Annotated in this window: 16 protein-coding genes and 1 pseudogene; 10 read left to right on the top strand and 7 right to left on the bottom strand. The window is 74.3% G+C overall.

The genetic code is table 11. The features are described 5' to 3' along the window. Nucleotides 1–39: 39 nt before the first annotated feature. The 3 genes and pseudogenes from speB to G6R13_RS04745 form a co-directional block, all read left to right on the top strand. The gene (gene speB, locus G6R13_RS04755; protein WP_163721130.1) at nucleotides 40–1056 is read left to right on the top strand and encodes an agmatinase; all 1017 of its coding nucleotides are present in this window, start codon (nucleotides 40–42) and stop codon (nucleotides 1054–1056) included. After that, a complete protein-coding gene (locus tag G6R13_RS04750; protein ID WP_163721128.1) occupies nucleotides 1053–2771 on the top strand; it encodes a thiamine pyrophosphate-binding protein in 1719 nt (572 codons plus the stop codon). The genes speB and G6R13_RS04750 overlap by 4 nt, the downstream gene beginning before the upstream one ends. A 470-nt stretch (nucleotides 2772–3241) precedes the next feature. Continuing rightward, a pseudogene (locus tag G6R13_RS04745) lies at nucleotides 3242–4261 on the top strand (3,4-dioxygenase subunit beta); the annotation flags it as partial. A gap of 55 nt (nucleotides 4262–4316) precedes the next feature. On the opposite strand, the gene G6R13_RS04740 reads toward G6R13_RS04745, so the two are convergent. Further along, complete coding sequence (locus G6R13_RS04740) at nucleotides 4317–4841, bottom strand: pyridoxamine 5'-phosphate oxidase family protein (RefSeq protein ID WP_122053937.1); 525 nt, start codon at nucleotides 4839–4841, stop codon at nucleotides 4317–4319. A gap of 67 nt (nucleotides 4842–4908) precedes the next feature. After that, on the bottom strand, nucleotides 4909–5814 hold the full coding sequence (locus G6R13_RS04735; RefSeq protein ID WP_163721126.1) for an inositol monophosphatase: 906 nt from the start codon (nucleotides 5812–5814) through the stop codon (nucleotides 4909–4911). 82 nt (nucleotides 5815–5896) lie between these two features. Between G6R13_RS04735 and G6R13_RS04730 the strand changes: the two genes are divergently transcribed. Genes G6R13_RS04730 through G6R13_RS04720 form a run of 3 tightly spaced genes read left to right on the top strand, consistent with a single transcriptional unit; the run spans nucleotide 5897 to nucleotide 8034 of the window. Further along, nucleotides 5897–6343: a DUF6508 domain-containing protein gene (locus tag G6R13_RS04730; RefSeq protein WP_020621601.1), complete on the top strand. Its 447-nt coding sequence runs from the start codon at nucleotides 5897–5899 to the stop codon at nucleotides 6341–6343. A 27-nt stretch (nucleotides 6344–6370) separates the two neighbouring features. After that, nucleotides 6371–7591 (top strand): phosphatase domain-containing protein, encoded by a 1221-nt coding sequence (locus G6R13_RS04725; RefSeq protein ID WP_163721125.1) that lies wholly within the window; start codon nucleotides 6371–6373, stop codon nucleotides 7589–7591. Beyond that, nucleotides 7588–8034 (top strand): thioesterase family protein, encoded by a 447-nt coding sequence (locus G6R13_RS04720; protein ID WP_002853740.1) that lies wholly within the window; start codon nucleotides 7588–7590, stop codon nucleotides 8032–8034. The genes G6R13_RS04725 and G6R13_RS04720 overlap by 4 nt, the downstream gene beginning before the upstream one ends. A 140-nt stretch (nucleotides 8035–8174) precedes the next feature. Here the strand turns inward: G6R13_RS04720 and G6R13_RS04715 are convergent, their stop codons facing one another. From G6R13_RS04715 to G6R13_RS04705, 3 genes are all read right to left on the bottom strand, one after another. Continuing rightward, entirely contained in the window at nucleotides 8175–9233 is a 1059-nt protein-coding gene (locus G6R13_RS04715) for a hypothetical protein (RefSeq protein ID WP_163721122.1), read from the bottom strand. 193 nt (nucleotides 9234–9426) lie between these two features. Continuing rightward, nucleotides 9427–10767, bottom strand: coding sequence for an NADP-specific glutamate dehydrogenase (gene gdhA / locus G6R13_RS04710; protein ID WP_163721120.1), 1341 nt, complete (start codon nucleotides 10765–10767; stop codon nucleotides 9427–9429). A 223-nt stretch (nucleotides 10768–10990) separates the two neighbouring features. After that, nucleotides 10991–12208, bottom strand: coding sequence for a glycosyltransferase family 1 protein (locus G6R13_RS04705; RefSeq protein ID WP_134416272.1), 1218 nt, complete (start codon nucleotides 12206–12208; stop codon nucleotides 10991–10993). Between the two features lie 159 nt (nucleotides 12209–12367). Here G6R13_RS04705 and G6R13_RS04700 point away from each other — a divergent pair, with 159 nt between their 5' ends. Then, on the top strand, nucleotides 12368–13732 hold the full coding sequence (locus G6R13_RS04700) for a DUF6350 family protein (RefSeq protein WP_225348305.1): 1365 nt from the start codon (nucleotides 12368–12370) through the stop codon (nucleotides 13730–13732). A 10-nt stretch (nucleotides 13733–13742) separates the two neighbouring features. Here G6R13_RS04700 and G6R13_RS04695 read toward each other — a convergent pair whose 3' ends face one another. Beyond that, the gene (locus tag G6R13_RS04695; protein WP_036382019.1) at nucleotides 13743–14180 is read right to left on the bottom strand and encodes a hypothetical protein; all 438 of its coding nucleotides are present in this window, start codon (nucleotides 14178–14180) and stop codon (nucleotides 13743–13745) included. Between the two features lie 22 nt (nucleotides 14181–14202). Between G6R13_RS04695 and purN the strand changes: the two genes are divergently transcribed. Then, on the top strand, nucleotides 14203–14766 hold the full coding sequence (purN, locus tag G6R13_RS04690) for a phosphoribosylglycinamide formyltransferase (RefSeq protein ID WP_069941533.1): 564 nt from the start codon (nucleotides 14203–14205) through the stop codon (nucleotides 14764–14766). Here purN and G6R13_RS04685 read toward each other — a convergent pair. Further along, the gene (locus G6R13_RS04685) at nucleotides 14753–16174 is read right to left on the bottom strand and encodes an MFS transporter (RefSeq protein WP_163721118.1); all 1422 of its coding nucleotides are present in this window, start codon (nucleotides 16172–16174) and stop codon (nucleotides 14753–14755) included. The two genes, purN and G6R13_RS04685, sit on opposite strands and share 14 nt — an antisense overlap. 119 nt (nucleotides 16175–16293) lie before the next feature. Between G6R13_RS04685 and purH the strand changes: the two genes are divergently transcribed. Beyond that, nucleotides 16294–17985, top strand: a complete 1692-nt coding sequence (purH, locus tag G6R13_RS04680; RefSeq protein ID WP_163721116.1) for a bifunctional phosphoribosylaminoimidazolecarboxamide formyltransferase/IMP cyclohydrolase — start codon at nucleotides 16294–16296, stop codon at nucleotides 17983–17985. A 68-nt stretch (nucleotides 17986–18053) separates the two neighbouring features. After that, nucleotides 18054–19406: a magnesium transporter gene (gene mgtE, locus G6R13_RS04675; RefSeq protein WP_049145605.1), complete on the top strand. Its 1353-nt coding sequence runs from the start codon at nucleotides 18054–18056 to the stop codon at nucleotides 19404–19406. The last annotated feature ends 174 nt before the right edge of the window (nucleotides 19407–19580 follow it).

Raw genomic sequence — 19580 nt, 5'->3', positions numbered from 1 at the left:
CGACCAGACCGAACCGAACCGCCCAGAGAGGACATCCAGATGCTCGAGATCCCCCGCGTCGAGGACAACGGCCGCCTCGGCCCCGTGAACTCCGCCCTCGTGCCCCGCTACGGCGGCACCCCCACCTACGCGCTGCTGCCGCGCCTGGACGAGGCGGTCGCGGCCGGCGTCGCCCCGGAGATCAAGGTGGTCGGCGTGCCGTTCGACGCCGGCGTCTCCTACCGCCCCGGTGCACGCTTCGGGTCCGGCCACGTGCGGCAGTCCTCGCGGCTGCTGCGCCCGTACAACCCCGCCACGGACACCTCGCCCTTCGCGCAGGCCCAGGTGGTGGACGCCGGGGACATGGCGGTGAACCCGTTCGACATCGGCGAGGCCATCGAGGCGATCCAGCAGGACGCGATGGACCTCACCGAGGACGGCTCCTCGCTCATGACCATCGGCGGCGACCACACCATCGCGCTGCCGCTGTTGCGCGCCGCCTCCGCCCGGGCGGGTGAGCCCGTTGCCCTGCTGCACTTCGACGCCCACCTGGACACGTGGGACACCTACTTCGGGGCCGAGTACACCCACGGCACGCCGTTCCGCCGCGCCGTGGAGGAGGGGATCCTGGACACCGAGGCCATCTCGCATGTGGGCACGCGCGGTCCGCTCTACGGCAAGAAGGACCTCGACGACGACCACCGCATGGGCTTCGGCATCGTCACCTCCTCGGACGTGTTCCGTCAGGGCGTGGACGAGATCGTGGACCAGTTGCGCCAGCGCATCGGGGGTCGGCCGCTCTACATCTCGGTGGACATCGACGTCCTCGACCCCGCGCACGCGCCGGGCACCGGCACCCCCGAGGCCGGCGGCATCACGAGCCGTGAGCTGCTCGAGATCCTGCGTGGGCTGCGCGGGCTCGACATCGTGGGCGCGGATCTGGTGGAGGTGGCCCCGGCCTACGACCACGCCGAGCTGACCGGCGTCGCCGCCTCCCATGTGGCCTACGACCTCATCTCCCTGATGGCCGACCGCCGGGCCACCCGCGCGGCCGCCGGTGAGGAGCCGGGCCGATGACGGACGAGCAGACGACGACGGCGGCGGCTCCGCGGCGCAACGGCGGCGACCTGGCCGTGGAGACGCTCCACGCCCTGGGTGCACGGACGGTCTTCGGCATCCCGGGCCAGCACGCCCTGGGCCTCTTCGACGCCCTGTCCCGCTCCCCGCTGGAGTTCGTCTCGAACCGCGTGGAGAACAACGCCGCCTTCGCCGCCGACGGGTACGCCCGGGCCACCGGCGAGGTCGGGGTGCTGTTCCTCTCCACCGGTCCCGGCGCGCTCACCTCGCTGGCCGGCCTGCAGGAGGCCTACGCCACGGGCGTGCCGATGCTGGTGATCGCCTCGCAGATCCCGTTGTCCGGGCTCGGCGCCCGGCGCAAGGGCATGCTGCACCAGCTGGACGACCAGAAGGCCTCGGCCCGCAACGTCACCAAGGCCCAGTTCACGGTGCACCACGCCTCGGGCATCCCGTCCGCGATCCAGGACGCGTGGGCCGAGGCCGTCACCGTGCCGCAGGGGCCGGTGTGGGTCGAGATCCCGCAGGACGTGCTGCTCGGCGAGGTGATGGTGCCCCCGGTCGAGGACGCCCTGGCCGTGCCCTACGACCATCCGCCGCGCGCCGAGCTCGTGGCCGAGTCCGTGCGCTGGCTGCGCGGGGCCGGGCGGGTGGCGATCGTGGCCGGCGGCGGTGTGCGCCGCTCCGGCCGGGCCGCGATGGAGAGCCTGCGGGAGGTCGCGGAGCTGCTCCAGGCGCCCGTGGTCTGCTCGCCGGGCGGCAACACCGCCTTCCCGTGGGGGCACCCACTCAGCCTCGGCGGCTGGGTGGAGGACCGCCTCGTCACGGACCTGCTCGAGGACGCGGAGGTGCTGCTCGTGGTGGGCTCCTCGCTCGGCGAGGTCACCTCGAACTACTTCACTCTCGAGCCGCGCGGCCGCCTCATCCAGGTGGACGCGGAGCCGCGTGTGCTGGAGACCAACCACCCCACGCTGGGTGTGCGCGCCGACGCCGGCCAGGCGCTCGAGGCCCTCGCCGCGGCGCTGCGCGAGTCGGGCTCGGTGGCGCAGGACGCCGCCGTCTGGCACGGCCGCACCCCGGCCGAGGTGGTGGCCGACGTCAACGCACGGATCGGCGCCCGGCTCGACGCCCAGGACCTCGGCGTGGAGCGCCGGCTCCTGGCGGACATCCGGGCCGCCGTCCCGTCGACCATGCAGACGTACTGGGACATGACCATCGCCGCCTACTGGGCGTGGAACTGCTGGGACGCGCAGGACGGCGAGTTCCACTCGGCGCAGGGTGCCGGAGGGCTCGGCTACGGGTTCCCGGCCGCGTTCGGCGGCGCGGTGGGCCTGGCCCACCAGGGACGCACCGGGATCGACGGGCGCGTGCTCGCCGTCGCCGGCGACGGCTCGGCGATGTACTCCCTCGCCGAGCTCGCGGCCGCCAGACAGCACGGCGCGGCGGTGACGTGGCTGATCATCGACGACGGCGGATACGGCATCCTGCGCGAGTACATGGAGGGCGCGTTCGGCAAGGCCACGGCCACCGAGCTCGACAGGCCGGACTTCCAGGCCCTCGCCGCCTCCTTCGGCGTGCCCGCCGAGACGGTGGGAGTGGAGGACGTGCGCGGCGCGCTCGAGCGCGCGTTCCAGGCGGACGGGCCGAACGTCGTGGTGGTGCAGACCCGCCTGGCGATGTGGGCGCCGAGCCACCTGGGGGAGGCCCCGGAGGTCTGAGGCGGCCCGGCGCGGCTCAGCGGCGGCCGCGGGCCTCGAACGGCTCGTAGTCCGGCCCCGCCCCGGCGGCAGCCCGACGTTCAACACTCGTGCCACGAGCGCGGTGGCGCAAGGCCGCCCGGGGTGGGGTTGGCGTGCACCTGTGGGAACTCGAGTTGCGGGCGGTGCGTGCGCAGTGCGGTGACGAGGTGGACCACGGCCAGGGAGCTGTCTCCGTGGCGAAGAAGCCGGACTCGGGCGTCAAGGGAGCCGGGCCGAGGGCCCGCGCGGACCGACCCGGTCACCAGGGACATGGCCCGCCATGTCGACGGCGTCGGGGCGGTTGCGGGTGTCCCGCCGGTGTCCGAAACCTCCCAGAAGACGTCCTGGAACCATCCCGCCGATCTCCGGAAACGTCCGGCATCCGTTGCCATGCTGGCCTCTCGACGCGGCCCGCCACCCGGCGGGCGCCCCACGAGAGGAACTCCAGGGCCCCCTGGCTCCCGACCCGCTCCCGCCGTCCCTTCCCCCAGGTCACCGAGGGAGGCGAGGCCCCCGCCGTCACGCCCACCTTCGAGGGCCGGGCCTTCCACCGCCCCGCCGAGGACGTCGAGGACCAGGGCGCCGCCTTCGACGTCGGCACGCTCGTCTCCCGCCGCAACGCGCTGGGCATCTTCGGCGCGGGGTCGGGAGCCCTCGTCCTCGCCGCGTGCGGCGTCCAGGAGGGCGCCTCGTCCTCCTCCGGCTCGACCTCTGCGAGCGCCGGCTCCTCGTCAGCCGCGGCCTCCTCGTCGGCGGCGAGCGCCTCGCCGTCCGCCACCCTGACCGAGATGGTCACCGAGACCGCAGGCCCGTACCCGGGCGACGGCTCCAACGGCCCGGACGTGCTCGACGCGTCCGGCATCGAACGCTCCGACCTGACCACGAGCATCGACACGGGCACCGTCGCCGAGGGTGTCCCGCTCACGGTGACGATGAACGTGATCGACATGACCCACGGCGACGCCGCCATGACCGGCGCCGCCGTATACCTCTGGCATGCCGACGCGCAGGGCCGCTACTCGATGTACTCGGACGGCATCACGGAGGAGACCTACCTGCGCGGCGTCCAGGTGGTGGGCGACGACGGCACGGTCACCTTCACCACGGTGTGGCCCGGCTGCTACGCCGGCCGGTGGCCCCACCTGCACTTCGAGGTGTTCCCGGACAAGGCGTCCATCACGGACGCGACGAACAACGTCCTCACCTCCCAGATCGCCATGCCTGAGGAGCAGTCCGCGCAGGTCTACGCCACCTCGGCCTACGACGGGTCGACGGCGAACTTCGCCCAGGTCAGCCTCGAGACGGACAACGTCTTCTCGGACGGCTACGAGACGCAGCTGCCGCAGATCACGGGCTCCGTGGAGAAGGGCTTCGCCATCACCATCGACGTCCCGATCGACACCACCACCGAGCAGGAGCAGGGCGGGATGGGCGGTCCCGGCGGCGGGCAGCCCCCGGCGCGTCCTTAAGTCCGGCGGACGTGGGCTGAGCCGTCCGGCTCAGCCCGGGCGTCCCGCCTGCGGCTCAGTCGGTCTGGGACTCGTTGCGCTCGGGGTGCGGGCCGAACACGAAGTGGCGGCCGGACACGCGCTGGACGTCCACGCGGACGTAGAAGTCCTTCAGCGTCGGCACCCACGGCTCGATGCCGAGGGACTCGGCCTCCGCGATCTCCGCCTCCGTGTCCAGGCGTCGCGCGGTGCCGTGCACGAGCACGGACCAGGCCTGGTCGGCCAGGATCCCGTCGGCCTGCACCACGACGCGCGGGTTCACCGTGAGCTCGGCGAGCTTCGAGCCGGGCGCGGTGCGGAAGTAGATGGCGCCGTCGTGGGCCCGCACGTTCACCGGCACGATGTCCGGCCGCCCGTCCACGGCCAGCCCGAGGCGCGCGTGGCGCACACGGCGCAGCAGTCGCCAGACCTGGTCCTCGTCCAGCACCAGGACAGCCTCACCGTCCGGGTGCTCGAACATCAGGTGGTCCCCGGGCTCCGCGACCGGATCGGGGCGCTGCATCGACGGGGCGTCGTCGGTGTCATGGTGCTGCTGGGTCATCGGGGCCTCCTGGCATGCCGGGACGGGCGCCGTCGGGCGCGGCGCTGAGATCGGGCTCACATCCACTCTATACATGGTCGGTCGCCCGCGAGGCGACGATGTCACCCAGCACCGCCGCCGTCGTCGGCGCCTCGCGGCCCGGGGCGACGGCGAGCGCGAACGGGCACGTGTGGGCGCGCGGGCCGTCGTCGACGAGCCGGCCCGACGACGGCGCGGCCGGGTCCGGCGTGAGCCACCTGCCCCCGGCGCGGCGCAGGATCAGCTGCCCTGCCGCGACGTCCCAGGGCTTGGTGTCCACGTACAGCGCGGCGTCGGCCCAGCCCGCCGCCGTGTGGGCGAGCTCGAGGGCGCCGGAGACGGTGCGGCGCACGGTCGCGTGGGCGGTCACGAGCCGCCCGAAGCGGCGCAGCGCGTCCTCGCCCTCGCGCGCGATCGCTTCGCCCGCCGGGTAGGAGGTCACGAGGTTCTGGGCGCGCTCGCCGCCGGCCGGCGCCGGCCGGGCGACCTCGGCCAGCGGGCGCTCCGGCCCGTCGCCGCGGGTGAGGTAGGCGCCGTCCCCGTCGGCGGAGAACGCCAGCCGGCCCACGGGGTCCAGCACGACGCCGGCCACCACCTCGCCGTCGACCTCGGCGGCCAGGGACACCGAGAACATCGCGAAGCCGTGTGTGAAGTTGGAGGTGCCGTCGATGGGGTCGACGATCCAGGTCAGCCGGGCGGCCTCACCGGTGCCGGCCTGCGCCCCGAGCTCCTCGCCGAGCACGCCGGAGCCGGGGACCGCCGTCGTGAGCGCGGCGACGAGCCGGGCCTCGGTGTGTCGGTCGTGCACGGTGACGAGGTCGTGGTGCGTGGTCTTGGCCTCGGGCCCGATGGCGGTGGGGGAGCGGAAGGCGGCGGCGAGGTCGCCGACGACCGCGCGGGCGGCGTCGAGGGCGATCGCGCGGAGCTCGGCGGGGCGGGGCAGGGCTGGGCTCATGCCCCGAGCCTAGGCGGGGGTCCGGACACGCCGGACCGCACGCGAGACAATGGGGCCGACCCCCCCGAGCAGAGGAGCCGCCATGACCGAGCACCCCCTCCCGACCCCCGACGACGACGCCACCCTCACCGGCCCGCAGACCCCCACGCCCCAGCGCGTGGCCGCCGTGCGTGCGCTGCGCGAGCTGCTCGCCGCCGGCTACGGCACCGAGGCCCGGCCGATCGCCTCCTACGGCGCCCCCGCGCCCGGCACCCTCGGCGGCGTCTACCCGGACTACGACGACCGCGTGTTCCCCGGCCTCGTGGCCGCGCAGGAGCTGGCGGGCATCGACGTCGACTACCTGCGGAACGTGGACCGGGTGAGCGAGGCCGGCATCGCCGAGGCGTCCCTGGCCGACCTCGGCACGCTGTTCACCTACCTGGTGCGCGGCGAGCGGTTCGCGGACGGGCACGTGGCCGCCGCGATCGAGAACGGCAAGGTCGGCCGCATGCTGGACCGCCTGACCGCGCTGGTCCCCGAGATCCGCTGAGAGCGCACGGTGCGGAATACTGGGCGCATGCCCGCAGCCTCCGACGCCCCCACGCCCGCGCCCCGGCGCGGCCGCCTGGCCCCTTCCGGTGACCCCACTCCCGTGGAGAACGTCGCCACGCACCTGCAGGAGGGGTGGAACCGTTGGCACCGCGCCCGCGCGCTGCGTGCCGGCAACGTGCCGACGGTCATGGCGTTCACGGGCTACGGCAGCACCAGCTGGGTGCGGATCCTCTCCCGTGTGGTGATCGCCTCCGACGAGGAGTTCATGAACGGCCGTCGGCTGTCGAAGGTGGTGGCGGACGGCGTGCGCGGCTGGCGCAACTTCGTGGCCCCACCCATGGCCTACGCCGAGGTGGAGGTGCAGGTGGGGGACCTGCGGACCACGGTGCGCACGGACCGGATGGGCGTCGTCGACGTCGTGCTGGACGTCGAGCTGGAGCCCGGCTGGCAGACCGCCACCCTCCATGTCGGCGGCCAGGAGGAGCGCGCCGTCATGGACCTGTACATCTGCGAGCCGGGTGCGCGGGTCGGCCTGGTCTCGGACATCGACGACACGGTGGTGGTCACCTCGCTGCCCCGCCCCCTGCTGGCGGCCTGGAACTCGTTCGTGATCGACGAGCACGCCCGCACGCCCACCCCGGGGATCGCCGTGCTGCTGCGCCGGATCGCCGAGCTCGAGCCGAAGGCCCCCGTGCTGTACCTGTCCACGGGCGCGTGGAACGTGGCGCAGACCCTCACCCGCTTCCTGGGCCGCAACCTCTACCCGCTCGGCGCCCTGCTGCTGACCAGCTGGGGGCCCACGAAGGACCGCTGGTTCCGTTCCGGCCAGGAGCACAAGAGGGTCCAGCTCGAGCGCCTCGCCGAGCAGTTCCCGGACATCCAGTGGATCCTGGTGGGCGACGACGGCCAGCACGACCCCGAGATCTACGCCGAGTTCGCGCAGCGCCACCCCGACCGGGTCAAGGCGATCGTCATCCGGCAGCTGACCCCCTCGCAGGCGCTGCTCGCGGGCGGTCGGGCGGAGGACACCCGCCATTCCACCCCGGGCATCCCGTGGTGCTACGGCCCGGACGGGGCCACGCTGTCCAATCAGCTCGAGGACCTGGGCATCCTGCCCGTCGAGTTCGTGGACGTGCAGCCCGAGGCCTGGCGCGAGGACATCCTCGGCGACGACGAGGCGCCGGCGACCCTCGACGCCGCGGCGCAGCGCGACGGCCGGTCCGCGGACGAGGAGGCCGCCCGATGACCGCCTCGCGCTCCGTCGAGGTCCGCATCCCGCTGCGCTGGGCGGACATGGACGCCTACGGCCACGTGAACAACATCGCCGTGGTGCAGCTGCTGGAGGAGGCCCGCGTGGCGGCCTTCGGCGTGCCCGCGAACACCGGCGCCGGTGGCGGGCAGGCCCCGCCGATCGACCTGCTCGAGGGGGTGGCCCCCGGTGTGCGGACGTTCATCTCCGAGCACACCGTGAAGTACCGGGCCCAGATGCCCTACCGCCCCGTGCCACTGCGCGTGGTGGTGAGCGTGGACGCCGTGAAGGCCGCCTCGGTGCACGTGGGCTACGCCCTGCACGACGGCGTCGACGACACCCTCTGCGCCACCGCGACGTCCGTCATGGTGTTCGTCGACGGGCAGACGGGCCGCCCCGTGCGCATCAGCCCCGAGCAGCGGGCGGCCCTGGCCGGCTGAGGTGGGCCGAGGTGGGCTGCTGACCGCCCGACAGCCGCCCAGCGACATCACCGCCGTGCAGCACGGCTGCGATGTCGCAGAGCGGAGGTCGACCGCTCGGGCTCGCCGAGTCGGGACCGGGCCCGTGGGACGGCCGTGGATCAGACCGAGCGGGGGACGCCCGCGGCGGTGAGGATCCGCGCCAGCCGGTCCGGCCGCAGGAGGTCTCCCCACGTCCAATGCGCACCCGCCCGGGTGACCAGCTGCAGGGCCACCTCCCGTTCCTTCTCCCGGCGGATGCTGGCGCGGCGGGCCGTGTCGTCACCGTCGAAGAACGACAGGTCGTACTTGCCCAGCCCGTCGAACTCCCCGTACACCCGCACCTGCTCCCACCAGAAGTCCGTGCGGGCCACCCCGCGTCCGTTCGCATCCCGGTGGCGATGCTGCAGCGCCGTGGGCGGGACGAAGCCGAGCTCGTGGATGATGGCCCGGCTGTAGGACTCGCCGGCGGATTCCGCCCGCGCGTCCGCGAAGTGCCAGGCCCGCTCGAATCGGCGGAGGGCGGCCGCTGATCCGAGTCGGCTCTCCGCCTGCCTCGCCCAGCGTGCGGCCTCCTCGGGCCAGGCTCGGACGAGCGCGTCCAGCGGGGCCACGGCGTCGCGGAACGGGGTGGCCGCGCCGAGGACCAGCAGCACCGTGGGCAGCGGATCCGCCAGGACGGTCCCGAGGCTCTGCCCGTCGGACAGGACGGCCTCGACCCGCTGAGGCGCGGCGGGGTCCGCCTCCGGCAGCCCCCACCGGGGTCGGCGGCGCGGCAGGCCGGGAGGCCGGCGGTCGTGGGCCATCAGGGAGGGGGCGAAGGGACGGCGGGTCAGCGGCCCGGCGCCGTGATGCCCGGGGGAGGGGGCGCGCAGCTCGAGCGCGGGCGGCTCGACGGCCGGCCCGAGACCGTGCAACCGGGCCGCGGTCAGGCCCGTGAACACCGTCTCGGGGCGGGCGATCGAGAGGGCAACGGCGGACACGACCGTCCTGTCCCACGGACGCAGCGCGGCCCAGTCGCTGACGCTGATGTAGACGCGCGGGCAGAGCCGCACGAGGACCCCGCGGGTCCAGGCGCGTTCGAGACGGCGCCGCGCCGCCCCGTCGTGAGGGTCCGCCGCGCAGAGCAGGGGCCCGCGTCCCGGGAGCAGCGCACGCGAGTGGTCGGAGAGCAGGGTCATGCGGCCCAGTGTCGTGGGCCCGTCCGGGGTGCGACGGGTCGCCCGCGCCGGCCGTGGAGGGCACCCGACGTCGGGGGGCCTGTGCAGGAGCCGGGTGCCCTCGAGCGACCGCCGCCCTGCGACATCACCGCGCGTCAGAACGGCGGAGATGTCGCAGGGCGGCGGAGGATCACGGAAGGGGCAGGGCCGGGACTCAGACCACGCCCTGGGCGATCATCGCGTCGGCGACCTTGATGAACCCGGCGATGTTCGCCCCCGCCACGTAGTTGCCGGGCGTGCCGTACTCCTCGGCGGTCTCCACGCAGCGGTCGTGGATGTCGCGCATGATCTGCTCGAGCCGGTCGTGGGTGTAGTCGAAGTTCCACGAGTCCCGCGAGGCGTTCTGCTGCATCTCCAGCGCCGACGTCGCCACGCCGCCCGCATTGGCGGCCTTGCCCGGGCCGAACAGCGTCCCGGAGTCGACGAACAGGTGGGAGGCCGCCTCGGTGCAGGGCATGTTCGCGCCCTCGGCCACGGCCTTCACCCCGTTCTTCAGCAGGGTTCGCGCGGCGGACTCGTCGAGCTCGTTCTGGGTGGCACACGGCAGGGCCACGGTGCCCTCGACGTCCCAGACGCTGCCGCCGGTCACGTAGCGGGACCGCCCGCCGCGGCGCTCGGCGTACTCGGAGATACGGCCACGCTCGACCTCCTTGATCTGCTTGAGCAGGTCCAGGTCGAGGCCGTCCGGGTCCACGATGTAGCCCGAGGAGTCGGACGCGGTGAGCACGGTGGCCCCGAGCGCGGCGGCCTTCTCCGCGGCGTAGATGGCCACGTTGCCGGAGCCGGAGATCAGCACCTGCTGGCCGTCCATGGATTCGCCGCGCGTGCGCAGCATGGAGTCGACGAACATCACGGCGCCGTAGCCGGTGGCCTCGGTGCGGACCAGCGAGCCGCCCCACGTCAGGCCCTTGCCGGTGAGGGCGCCGGCCTCGAAGCGGTTGGTCAGTCGCTTGTACTGGCCGAACATGTAGCCGATCTCGCGGGCGCCCACGCCGATGTCACCGGCCGGCACGTCCGTGTGCTCACCGATGTGGCGATGCAGCTCCGTCATGAAGGACTGGCAGAACCGCATGATCTCGCGGTCGGACTTGCCGGCGGGGTCGAAGTCCGAGCCGCCCTTGCCGCCGCCGATCGGCATGCCGGTGAGCGAGTTCTTGAAGATCTGCTCGAAGCCCAGGAACTTGACGATCCCGAGGTACACGGAGGGGTGGAAGCGCAGCCCGCCCTTGTACGGGCCGAGCGCCGAGTTGAACTCCACGCGGAACCCGCGGTTGACCTGCACGACGCCGGCGTCGTCGATCCACGGGACGCGGAAGATGATCTGGCGCTCCGGCTCGCAGAGGCGGTGCATGACCCCGGCCTCGACGTACTGGGGGTGGCGCTGCATCACCGGTCCCAGCGCCTCGAACACCTCGGACACCGCCTGGTGGAACTCGGCCTCGCCGGGGTTGCGCGCGAACACTTCGTCGCGCAGGGTCTCCAGAGACTCATTCATGGTGTCCTCCTCGGACGTCGGGGTAGAGACGCCCCGCGGTGCCCCCGCCGTGGCGCGCCGCGGTCGGAGGAGGCCGCGGTGCCTGACGCCCATCCTGACAGGGAGTGCGCTCTGTTGCCGAAATGAGACGCGGGCCACCCCGGGCCCCACGTTCGGCTCAGCGCGGGCCTTCCACGGTCGCGTCGTTGACGAGGTCGGCCAGGCGGGCGACGTCGGCCGGGGCTCAGCCGAACACGCGCGCGGCCAGCAGCGACGGCGCCGTCAGCAGCCGGCGGGCCAGCTCCACGCGGCGGCGCTCCTGCACCGCGATCGCCTTCTCGTAGTAGCCCATGAGCTGCTCGCACAGCACCGGCCAGGTCCGGCCCTGCACCGACGCCCACGCCGCGTCGGCGAACGCGGCCCGCTTGACGTCGTCGTACACGAGGTCCGCGACGTGGCGGCGCAGCTCGTCCAGCTCGCCGGGCGGGTAGAGCCAGCCGGTGCGGGAGGCGTCCACGATGTCGAGGGGGCCGCCGCGGCCGACGGCGACGACGGGCACGCCCGAGGCCATCGCCTCCTGCAGCGTCTGGCCGAAGGTGTCGGACTCGCCGGGGTGCACGAACAGGTCCAGGCTGGCCACGTGGCGCGCGAGGTCCTCGCCCCCCTGGAAGCCGGCGAAGTGGGCGCCGGGCAGCTCCCGCTCGAGCTGTTCGCGCAGCGGCCCGGAGCCGATGACCACGAGGCGGGTGCCCGGCAGGTCCGAGAGCACCCGCAGGTCCCCGACCTGCTTCTCGTGCGCCAGCCGCCCCACGAAGCCCACGAGCTTCTCGCCGTTCGGGGCGAGCTGCGCGCGCAGCGCCTCGTCGCGCTTGGCGGGATGGAATCGGCGGGAGTCGACGCCGCGGCCCCACAGGTGCACGCGCCGCACCCCCTGGCGGTGCAGCTGTCGGACGGTGAACGACGACGGCGCGAGCGTCAGCGTGGCCATGTTGTGCAGGCGCGCCACGTGGCTCCACAGGACGTCCTCCAGCCACGGGGCGCCGTACCGGGCCGCGTAGCCGGGGACCTCGGTCTGGTAGACGGCCACGGAGGGGATGCCGAGCTCCTCGGCCGCCTGCACCGCGCGCCAGCCCAGCACGAAGGGGGAGGCGATGTGCACCACGTCCGGGGCGAAGTCGGCGAGCATGCCGCGCAGCCGGCCCACCGTGCCGGCGGCCACCCGCACGGAGGTGTACCCGGTCAGGGGCACGGAGGGCAGGGTGCGCACGGGGAAGCCCTCGACCTCGCGGGGGGCCTCACCGGCGCCCGCGCGCTGGGTCCACCCGGCGGACCACGAGGCGGCCGGGGCGACCACCATCGCCTCGTCGCCCCGTTCCCGCAGGTGGCGCAGCACCTGGAGGATGGAGTTGGTGACCCCGTTCATATGGGGCAGGAACGATTCGGCGACCACGACGACACGCACGTGGCCGACGCTAAGGACCCCGGACCACGGCCGGGACACCCGCCGACGACGGCCCGGTGACCCCGCGGTGAACTCTCGGGGCGCGTGACGGTCGTCGCACCGGCCCGCGCGGCCCGCCCCGTCCAGGCGCCGCCCGGAGTCGGGTGGCACCATGGACGGGTGAGTTCCCGCCCCGCTGCGCCCCGTCTGCTGCGCCCCGTCCCCCTGCCGCTGTGGCTGCAGGGGGTGGTCGAGGCGCTCGTCACGGCGATGATCAGCCTGCTGGCGGTCATGGTCCCCACCCTCGCGGTGTGGGCCACGGGCGGGTTCGAGCGGCCGACCATCGAGGGTGCCGTCCAGGTGGGCGGCGTCCTGTGGCTGGCCCTGCACGCGGTGCCCGTCACCGTGGCCACGGCCATGCCCACCGCGCCGGATCATCTCATCACCGGCACGGCGTGGCTCGTGCCGTGGGGCCTGACCCTGGTCCCGCTCGCGCTGTCGTGGCGGGCCGGCCGGCGCCTGGCCCGCGCGTCCTACCGGGACCAGGCGTGGCAGGCCTTCGTGGGCGCGGTGGGGGCCTACGCCCTGGTGGGGCTGGCCGTGGCGTTCCTGCCCGGCACGGACGAGCTGACGGCGCACCCCGCCCCGGCGGCGCTGCTGCCCGCCCTGCTCTTCGGCGTCGCCGCCCTCGCGGGGGCGCGGCGCGAGGCCGGCACCTGGGCGCACCTGATCGGCCTGGACCTCACGGAGCGGATCTCGCGGCGCTCGCAGTACGAACGCTGGGCCGGCTCGTACGCGTGGTCCGTGGTGCGCGCCGCGGCCGTCGCCGTGCTCGCCCTGACGGGCCTGAACGCGCTGCTCGTGGCGGGGCGGCTGGCCGTCGAGTGGGCCGCCGTCGTCACCGTGGCCCAGGCGATCGGGGGCGGCCCGCTGGGCGGCCTGCTGGTGGCGCTGCTGCAGATCGGCTGGCTGCCCACGTTCACCGCGTGGTCGATCGCGTGGACGGCGGGCCCGGGGTTCTCCGTGGGCGCGGACAGCCTCTACTCCGTGTTCGGCGCGACGCCGGCCACCGCGCCTGCCCTCCCGGTGCTGGGTGCGCTGCCCGTGACGTGGTCGCCGTGGCAGCTGCTCCTGCTGGCCGTGCCGATCGGCGCCGGCGCCGTGGCCGGCGTGTGGCTGCTGCGGGAGGGGGAGAACCACCTCGACGACTGGCTGCACACCCGTCACGGCAGCCGCGCGGTGTCCTTGACACTGTCCACGCTGGCCCTGGCCGTGCTCACCGGACTGCTCGCCGGGCTGCTGCTGCTCGTGCCGCTGGCCCTCACCTCCGGGACGCTCGGGCTCGGCACGCTGACGGACATCGGCCCCCACGTCTGGGCGGTGTCCGCCGCCGTCGCCGGGTGGGTCGCGCTGGGCTGCGCGGCCGGCTACCTCACCGCCCTGGCCGTGGCCGGGCACCGGGACGGGACGACGACGGCGCCGCGGTCCGGCGACCGTGCCTCGGGCCCGCGCGACCGGCCGTCCCCGCGCCGGGCGCGGGACTGACGCCCGCGGCTCAGGGCCGCAGCTGGGGCACCCCCGTGCGCTCCTCCACCTGACGGGTGAACTCGTCCGCGCACGCCTGCTGTGCCCGCACGGTGAGCGCGGAGGCGCTGCACTGCTCGAGCTGGACCGTCGCGTCCCACGCGAGCAGCGGCAGCGCCGCCGTCGTCATGCCCATCAGCGCCATCGCCATGCCGGCGGACGCCACCGCGCGGGGCAGCCCCGAGCGCTCGGCGCCGCGGCTCGTGACCCACACGCGCACGCCGAGCACGAGGGCGACCAGCCCCAGCGCGAGGGCGATCAGCTTCCACGGCAGCACGAGGGAGAAGGAGAGCACCATCCCCAGCAGCGCCACGGACTGCCACAGCAGGGCACGGCCGGTGCGGACGCGGCCGGGGTCCGGGGCGCCCTGCGGCGGGCGGGGCGGGGAGGAGGGAACGGGGGCGGACACCCCCTCACCCTACGATGGGCGCATGCGCATCGTTGCCCTCGTCTCCGGTTCCGGCACCAACCTGCAGGCCGTCCTCGACGCCGTCGCCTCCGGCGCCCTGGACGTGGAGATCGCCGCGGTGGGCGCCGACGTCGCCGACGCCGGCGGTCTGGAGCGCGCCCGCGCCCACGGGATCGAGACGTTCGTGGTGTCCCCGAAGGACCACGCGGACCGGCGCGCGTGGGACGAGGCGCTCGCGGACGCCGTCGCCGCCTACGCGCCGGACTGGGTGGTGTGCTCCGGGTTCATGCGGATCCTGGGCGCCCCGCTGCTCGAGCGGTTCGAGGGCCGCATCCTCAACACCCACCCGGCCCTGCTGCCGTCCTTCCCGGGGGCCCACGGCGTCCGGGACGCGCTGGCGCACGGGGTGAAGGTCACCGGCTGCACCGTGCACGTGGTGGACGCGGGCGTGGACACCGGCCCGATCCTCGCGCAGGCCGCGGTGCCCGTGCTGGACACGGACACCGAGGCCGAGCTGCACGAGCGCATCAAGGTCCAGGAGCGGGCCCTGCTGCTGCGCGTGCTCGGCGAGCTCAGTCGGCGCTGACCTCGAGGGCGCGGCCGCGGGTCTCCGGGGCCAGCGCCAGCATCGCCGCGCAGGCCAGGACCACGAGCCCGCCGGTGACGGCGAACGCCCCCGGCAGCCCGAGGGCGGGGACCAGCGTGCCCACGAAGAGCAGCGGGCCCAGGCCCGCGCCCACCCGCGAGGCCGCCGACGCCCAGCCGAAGCCGGAGGCGCGCAGCGTCGTCGGGTACAGCTCGGAGACGTACGTGTAGAGCACCGGGATCGCGACCTGCACCACGAAGCCGAACGTCAGCACGAGCGGCAGCACCGCGGCGGGCACGTCCAGCACGCTCGCCAGCCAGACGGTCAGGGCGCTCGCGACGACGGCGCTGACGGCCAGCAGCCAGCGGCGGCCGGTGACCTCGATCAACACGGTGGCCACGACCACGCCGAGCAGGCCGGCCGCGGCCATGCCGGAGGTCATGATGAAGGCGCGGCCCTCCGCGTAGCCGGCGTCGATGAGGAACGACGGCAGCCACTGCAGCGCGATGTAGTAGACGAGCATGATGGCCACGAACAGGGCCCAGGCGACCGCGGTGATTCGCGGGGAGAACCGCCAGACCGCGGCGAGCTGCGCGCCGACGCCGCCGGAGCGGGCCGGCTCGGCCGGGGGCATCGTGTAGGGCCGGCGGGGCGCGCCGGTGGCCGCCACCATGCGGTCGATGACGGCGCGGGCCTGTGTCTCGCGGCCCCGGCTCATCAGGAACAGCGGGGACTCGGGGATGCCCAGGCGCACGACGAACACGAGCAGGGCCGGCAGGACCATGGCCATCAGGGGCAGGCGCCAGTCGCCCCACGTGCCCACGAGCCAGGCGGAGACGAGGCCGCACAGCGCGGCACCGACGGGCCACCAGCCGTCCATCGCGGCCAGGACGCGACCGCGCAGCCGGCGCGGGGTGAACTCGCCCACGAGCGCGTAGTCCACGGGGATCGTTCCGCCCAGGCCCATGCCGGCCACGAACCGGAACAGCGCGAACCACAGCAGGGAGTCCGTCAGCGCGCCCGCGATCGTGAACACGGAGAAGATCGCCAGCGTCCACGCGAACGCCGCCTTGCGGCCGATGCGGTCCGCGATGGTGCCCCACAGGAACGCGCCCACGGCCATGCCGATGAGGTTGGCGGTGCCGATCCACGCGGCGTCGGCCTTGTCCAGGGCCCACTCCTCGCGCAGCAGCGGGATCATCACGCCGTTGAGCGTGACGTCCCACGCGTCGAACATGAAGCCCAGGCCGCCGATCAGGAAGATGCGGCCCTGGACGGACCAGCGCCACGGCAGCTCCTGGACGACCGCCTCACCGGTGGGCAGGGTGGCGTCGGGGGCGACGACGTCGGACGTGGGCCCGGGGTGCGCGCCGTCGGCGCTGGGGCGGGGTGGGGTGGCGGAGGGCATGGTCGGCTCCCGTTCGTCGGGTGGAGTGGGGGCGGTCCGTCACGCGGACGCCTGGGCCATTATGCGGCCCGGCCTATGCTGGGGGACGCACCCGGACCCCCTCGAAGGAGCGCCCCCTCGTGACCTCTGCCCAGCCCATCCCCACCGTCCTGGACACGGTGCCCCTGAAGCGGGCCCTGATCTCCGTGTACGACAAGACCGGCCTCGAGGAGCTCGCCACCGGGCTCCACGCCGCGGGCGTGCAGATCGTCTCGACCGGCTCCACCGCCCAGCGCATCGCCGCCGCCGGCGTGCCCGTCACCGAGGTCGCCGAGGTCACCGGGTTCCAGGAGTGCCTGGACGGCCGCGTGAAGACGCTGCACCCGCGCGTGCACGCGGGCATCCTGGCGGACCGTCGTCGCGAGGACCACGTGACCCAGCTGCGCGCGCTCGAGGTGGAGCCGTTCGACCTCGTCGTCGTGAACCTCTACCCGTTCGTGGACACCGTGAACTCGGGCGCCGCGGAGGACGCCGTCGTCGAGCAGATCGACATCGGCGGGCCGTCCATGGTGCGCGCGGCGGCGAAGAACCACGCGTCCGTGGCGATCGTCGTGGACCCGGCCCGCTACGGCGAGGTCGTCCAGGCCGCGCAGTCCGGCGGCTTCGACCTGCGCGCCCGCCGGCGCCTGGCCGCCCTGGCCTTCGCCCACACCGCGGCGTACGACAACGCCGTGGCCGCCTGGACCGCCGCCCACTTCGGCGAGGACACGCACGCCGACGAGATCCCCGTGTTCCCGCCCTACGCCGGCTTCTCCCTCGAGCGCGCGCAGATCCTGCGCTACGGCGAGAACCCGCACCAGCCCGCGGCGCTGTACCTGGACTCCTCGGCGGCCCCCGGCATCGCGCAGGCCGAGCTGCTGCACGGCAAGCCGATGAGCTACAACAACTACGTGGACGCCGACGCCGCGGTGCGCGCCGCCTTCGACCACCCGGTCCCGGCCGTGGCGATCGTCAAGCACGCCAACCCGTGCGGCCTGGCCGTCACGGATGAGGGCACGGACATCGCGCAGGCGCACGCCAAGGCCCACGCGTGCGACCCGGTCTCCGCGTTCGGCGGCGTGATCGCGGCCAACCGCCCGGTCACCGCCGCCATGGCCGCCCAGGTGAAGGACGTGTTCACGGAGGTCGTCGTGGCCCCGGCGTTCGAGCCCGAGGCCCTGGAGATCCTCTCCGCCAAGAAGAACCTGCGTCTGCTGAGCCTGCCCGAGGGCTTCCTGCGGGATGCGGTGGAGGCCAAGCAGGTCTCGGGCGGCATGCTGCTGCAGATCGCGGACGCGGTGGACGCGGACGGCGACGACCCGGCCACCTGGACCCTCGCCGCCGGCCCGGCCGCCGACGAGGCCGTCCTGGCCGACCTGGCCTTCGCGTGGCGCGCCGTGCGCGCGGCCAAGTCCAACGCCGTGCTGCTGGCCCATGACGGCGCCACGGTCGGCGTGGGCATGGGCCAGGTCAACCGCCTCGACTCCTGCCGCCTGGCCGTCGAGCGCGCCAACACCCTGGGCGCCGCGCAGACCGGCGGGCAGGACGTGAGCAGCGCCGGCGGCGCGGAGAACGTCTCCGGGGAGGGCGCCCCCGAGCGGGCCCGCGGGTCCGTGGCCGCCTCGGACGCGTTCTTCCCGTTCGCGGACGGGCTGCAGATCCTCATCGACGCCGGCGTGAAGGCCGTCGTCCAGCCGGGCGGCTCCGTCCGGGACGAGGAGGTCGTGGCCGCGGCCGAGGCCGCCGGCGTGAGCCTGTACCTGACCGGGGCGCGCCACTTCTTCCACGGCTGAGCGCGGCGCGCCGCTGCCGGACGGGGGCCCGGACCGGGCCCCCGCGACCCCCAGGAGGTGACGAGGCGATGACCCGCCGCGAGGTCGAGAGCGTCGAGGACCGCATCCGTGAGCACCTGCGCAGGGACGACCTCGACAGCGCGGTCGAGCTGCTGCGCGCGCTGTCCCCGGGCGACGCGCTCGACCTCCTGGACCGCTCCGAGCCGCGCATGGCCCCGATGCTGTTCCGCCTCCTGGACAAGACGACGGCGGTCCAGGTCTTCGCGGCCATGGAGACGGGCCAGCAGTCCGACCTGGTGCGCAAGCTCCAGGACGGTCAGGTCCAGGACCTCTTCGCCGAGCTGCGGGTCTCGGGCCAGGCCCGGCTGCTCGACGAGATGCCGGCCAACGTGGCCCGCAAGATGCTCGCCGGGCTCGACGCGGAGGCGAGCGGCAAGGCCGGCCGGCTCCTGGGCTACCCGGCGGACTCGGTGGGACGGCGGCTGCGCATGGCGCCCGTGCGCCTGCGCGAGGACTGGACCGTGTCCACCGCGCTCGAGAACCTCCGGGAGCACGGGGGGCAGGAGCAGGCCGCCATCGTCTCCGTGCCGGTGGTCAGTCCCCAGGCGCGTCTGACGGGCGTCGTCGACGTCTCCGTGCTGGTCACACAGCCGCTCGATGCGCGAGTCTCGGAGATCATGCGGGAACCGGTGTCCGCCGTCGCCACCGAGGACGCCGAGGAGGTGGCCCGGCTCTGCGCGGACCGCCGTCTGTGGACCGTGCCGGTGACGGACTCGGAGGGTCGCCTGATCGGGGTGTTCACGGTGGCCGACGCCCTCGAGGTCCTCGACGAGGGGTCGACCGAGGACTCCGCCCGCGCCGGCGGCGTGGAGCCGCTGGGTCGTCCCTACCTGGCGACCTCCGTCCTGAGCCTGATGCGCTCGCGGATCACGTGGCTGCTCGTGCTCGCGATCGGGGCCACCCTCACCGTGCAGGTGCTCGGCGTCTTCGAGGACACGCTCGAGGAGATGGTCGTCCTCTCCCTGTTCATCCCGCTGATCATCGGCACCGGCGGCAACACGGGCAACCAGGCGGCCACCACGGTCACCCGGGCGCTCGCCCTCGACGACGTCCGGCCCCGCGACGCGCCGCGCGTGATGTTCCGCGAGCTGCGCGTCGGCATGGCCCTGGGCGGGTGCATCGGCCTGCTGGGCCTCGTGCTCGCCGGGCTCGTGTTCTCGTGGCCCGTCGGTCTCGTGATCGGGGCGACTTTGTTCACCGTGTGCGCCTTCGCCGCCACCGTCGGCGGTCTCATGCCGTTGGCGGCCCGCACGATCGGCGCCGACCCCGCCGTGTTCTCGAACCCGTTCATCTCGACGCTCGTGGACGCCCTCGGCCTGGTCGTCTACTTCTTCATCGCCCAGGCCGTGCTCGGCATCTGAGCCGGCCACGACCCACGACGCCGTCGTCGGGGGGCGCCCCCGCCGACCCGACGCCCCCCTGGTACCCGGGCGACCCCGCCCGGCCCGGCGAGGGCACCGGCGACGGCCGGGGGCGCTGACGCCGAGCCACACACGGTGTGGCGCGTCCGAGACGCCGGGTAGATTGGCGGCGAG

This window comes from Micrococcus sp. Alg238-R198 (genome assembly GCF_900537135.1).
Classification (GTDB): Bacteria; Actinomycetota; Actinomycetes; order Actinomycetales; family Micrococcaceae; genus Micrococcus; species Micrococcus luteus.
The sequence above is the reverse complement of the archived record's forward strand: the minus strand, read 5'-3'. Positions and strand labels throughout refer to the sequence as shown.

Bases quoted from the DNA above. Each gene is read 5' to 3' on its own strand.
- gdhA (WP_163721120.1), bottom strand. From the start codon at position 10,767: ATGAATGAGTCTCTGGAGACCCTGCGCGACGAAGTGTTCGCGCGCAAC.
- G6R13_RS04750 (WP_163721128.1), top strand. From the start codon at position 1,053: ATGACGGACGAGCAGACGACGACGGCGGCGGCTCCGCGGCGCAACGGC.
- G6R13_RS04720 (WP_002853740.1), top strand. From the start codon at position 7,588: ATGACCGCCTCGCGCTCCGTCGAGGTCCGCATCCCGCTGCGCTGGGCG.
- G6R13_RS04735 (WP_163721126.1), bottom strand. From the start codon at position 5,814: ATGAGCCCAGCCCTGCCCCGCCCCGCCGAGCTCCGCGCGATCGCCCTC.
- speB (WP_163721130.1), top strand. From the start codon at position 40: ATGCTCGAGATCCCCCGCGTCGAGGACAACGGCCGCCTCGGCCCCGTG.
- purN (WP_069941533.1), top strand. From the start codon at position 14,203: ATGCGCATCGTTGCCCTCGTCTCCGGTTCCGGCACCAACCTGCAGGCC.
- G6R13_RS04730 (WP_020621601.1), top strand. From the start codon at position 5,897: ATGACCGAGCACCCCCTCCCGACCCCCGACGACGACGCCACCCTCACC.
- G6R13_RS04715 (WP_163721122.1), bottom strand. From the start codon at position 9,233: ATGACCCTGCTCTCCGACCACTCGCGTGCGCTGCTCCCGGGACGCGGG.
- G6R13_RS04685 (WP_163721118.1), bottom strand. From the start codon at position 16,174: ATGCCCTCCGCCACCCCACCCCGCCCCAGCGCCGACGGCGCGCACCCC.
- G6R13_RS04740 (WP_122053937.1), bottom strand. From the start codon at position 4,841: ATGACCCAGCAGCACCATGACACCGACGACGCCCCGTCGATGCAGCGC.
- G6R13_RS04725 (WP_163721125.1), top strand. From the start codon at position 6,371: ATGCCCGCAGCCTCCGACGCCCCCACGCCCGCGCCCCGGCGCGGCCGC.
- mgtE (WP_049145605.1), top strand. From the start codon at position 18,054: ATGACCCGCCGCGAGGTCGAGAGCGTCGAGGACCGCATCCGTGAGCAC.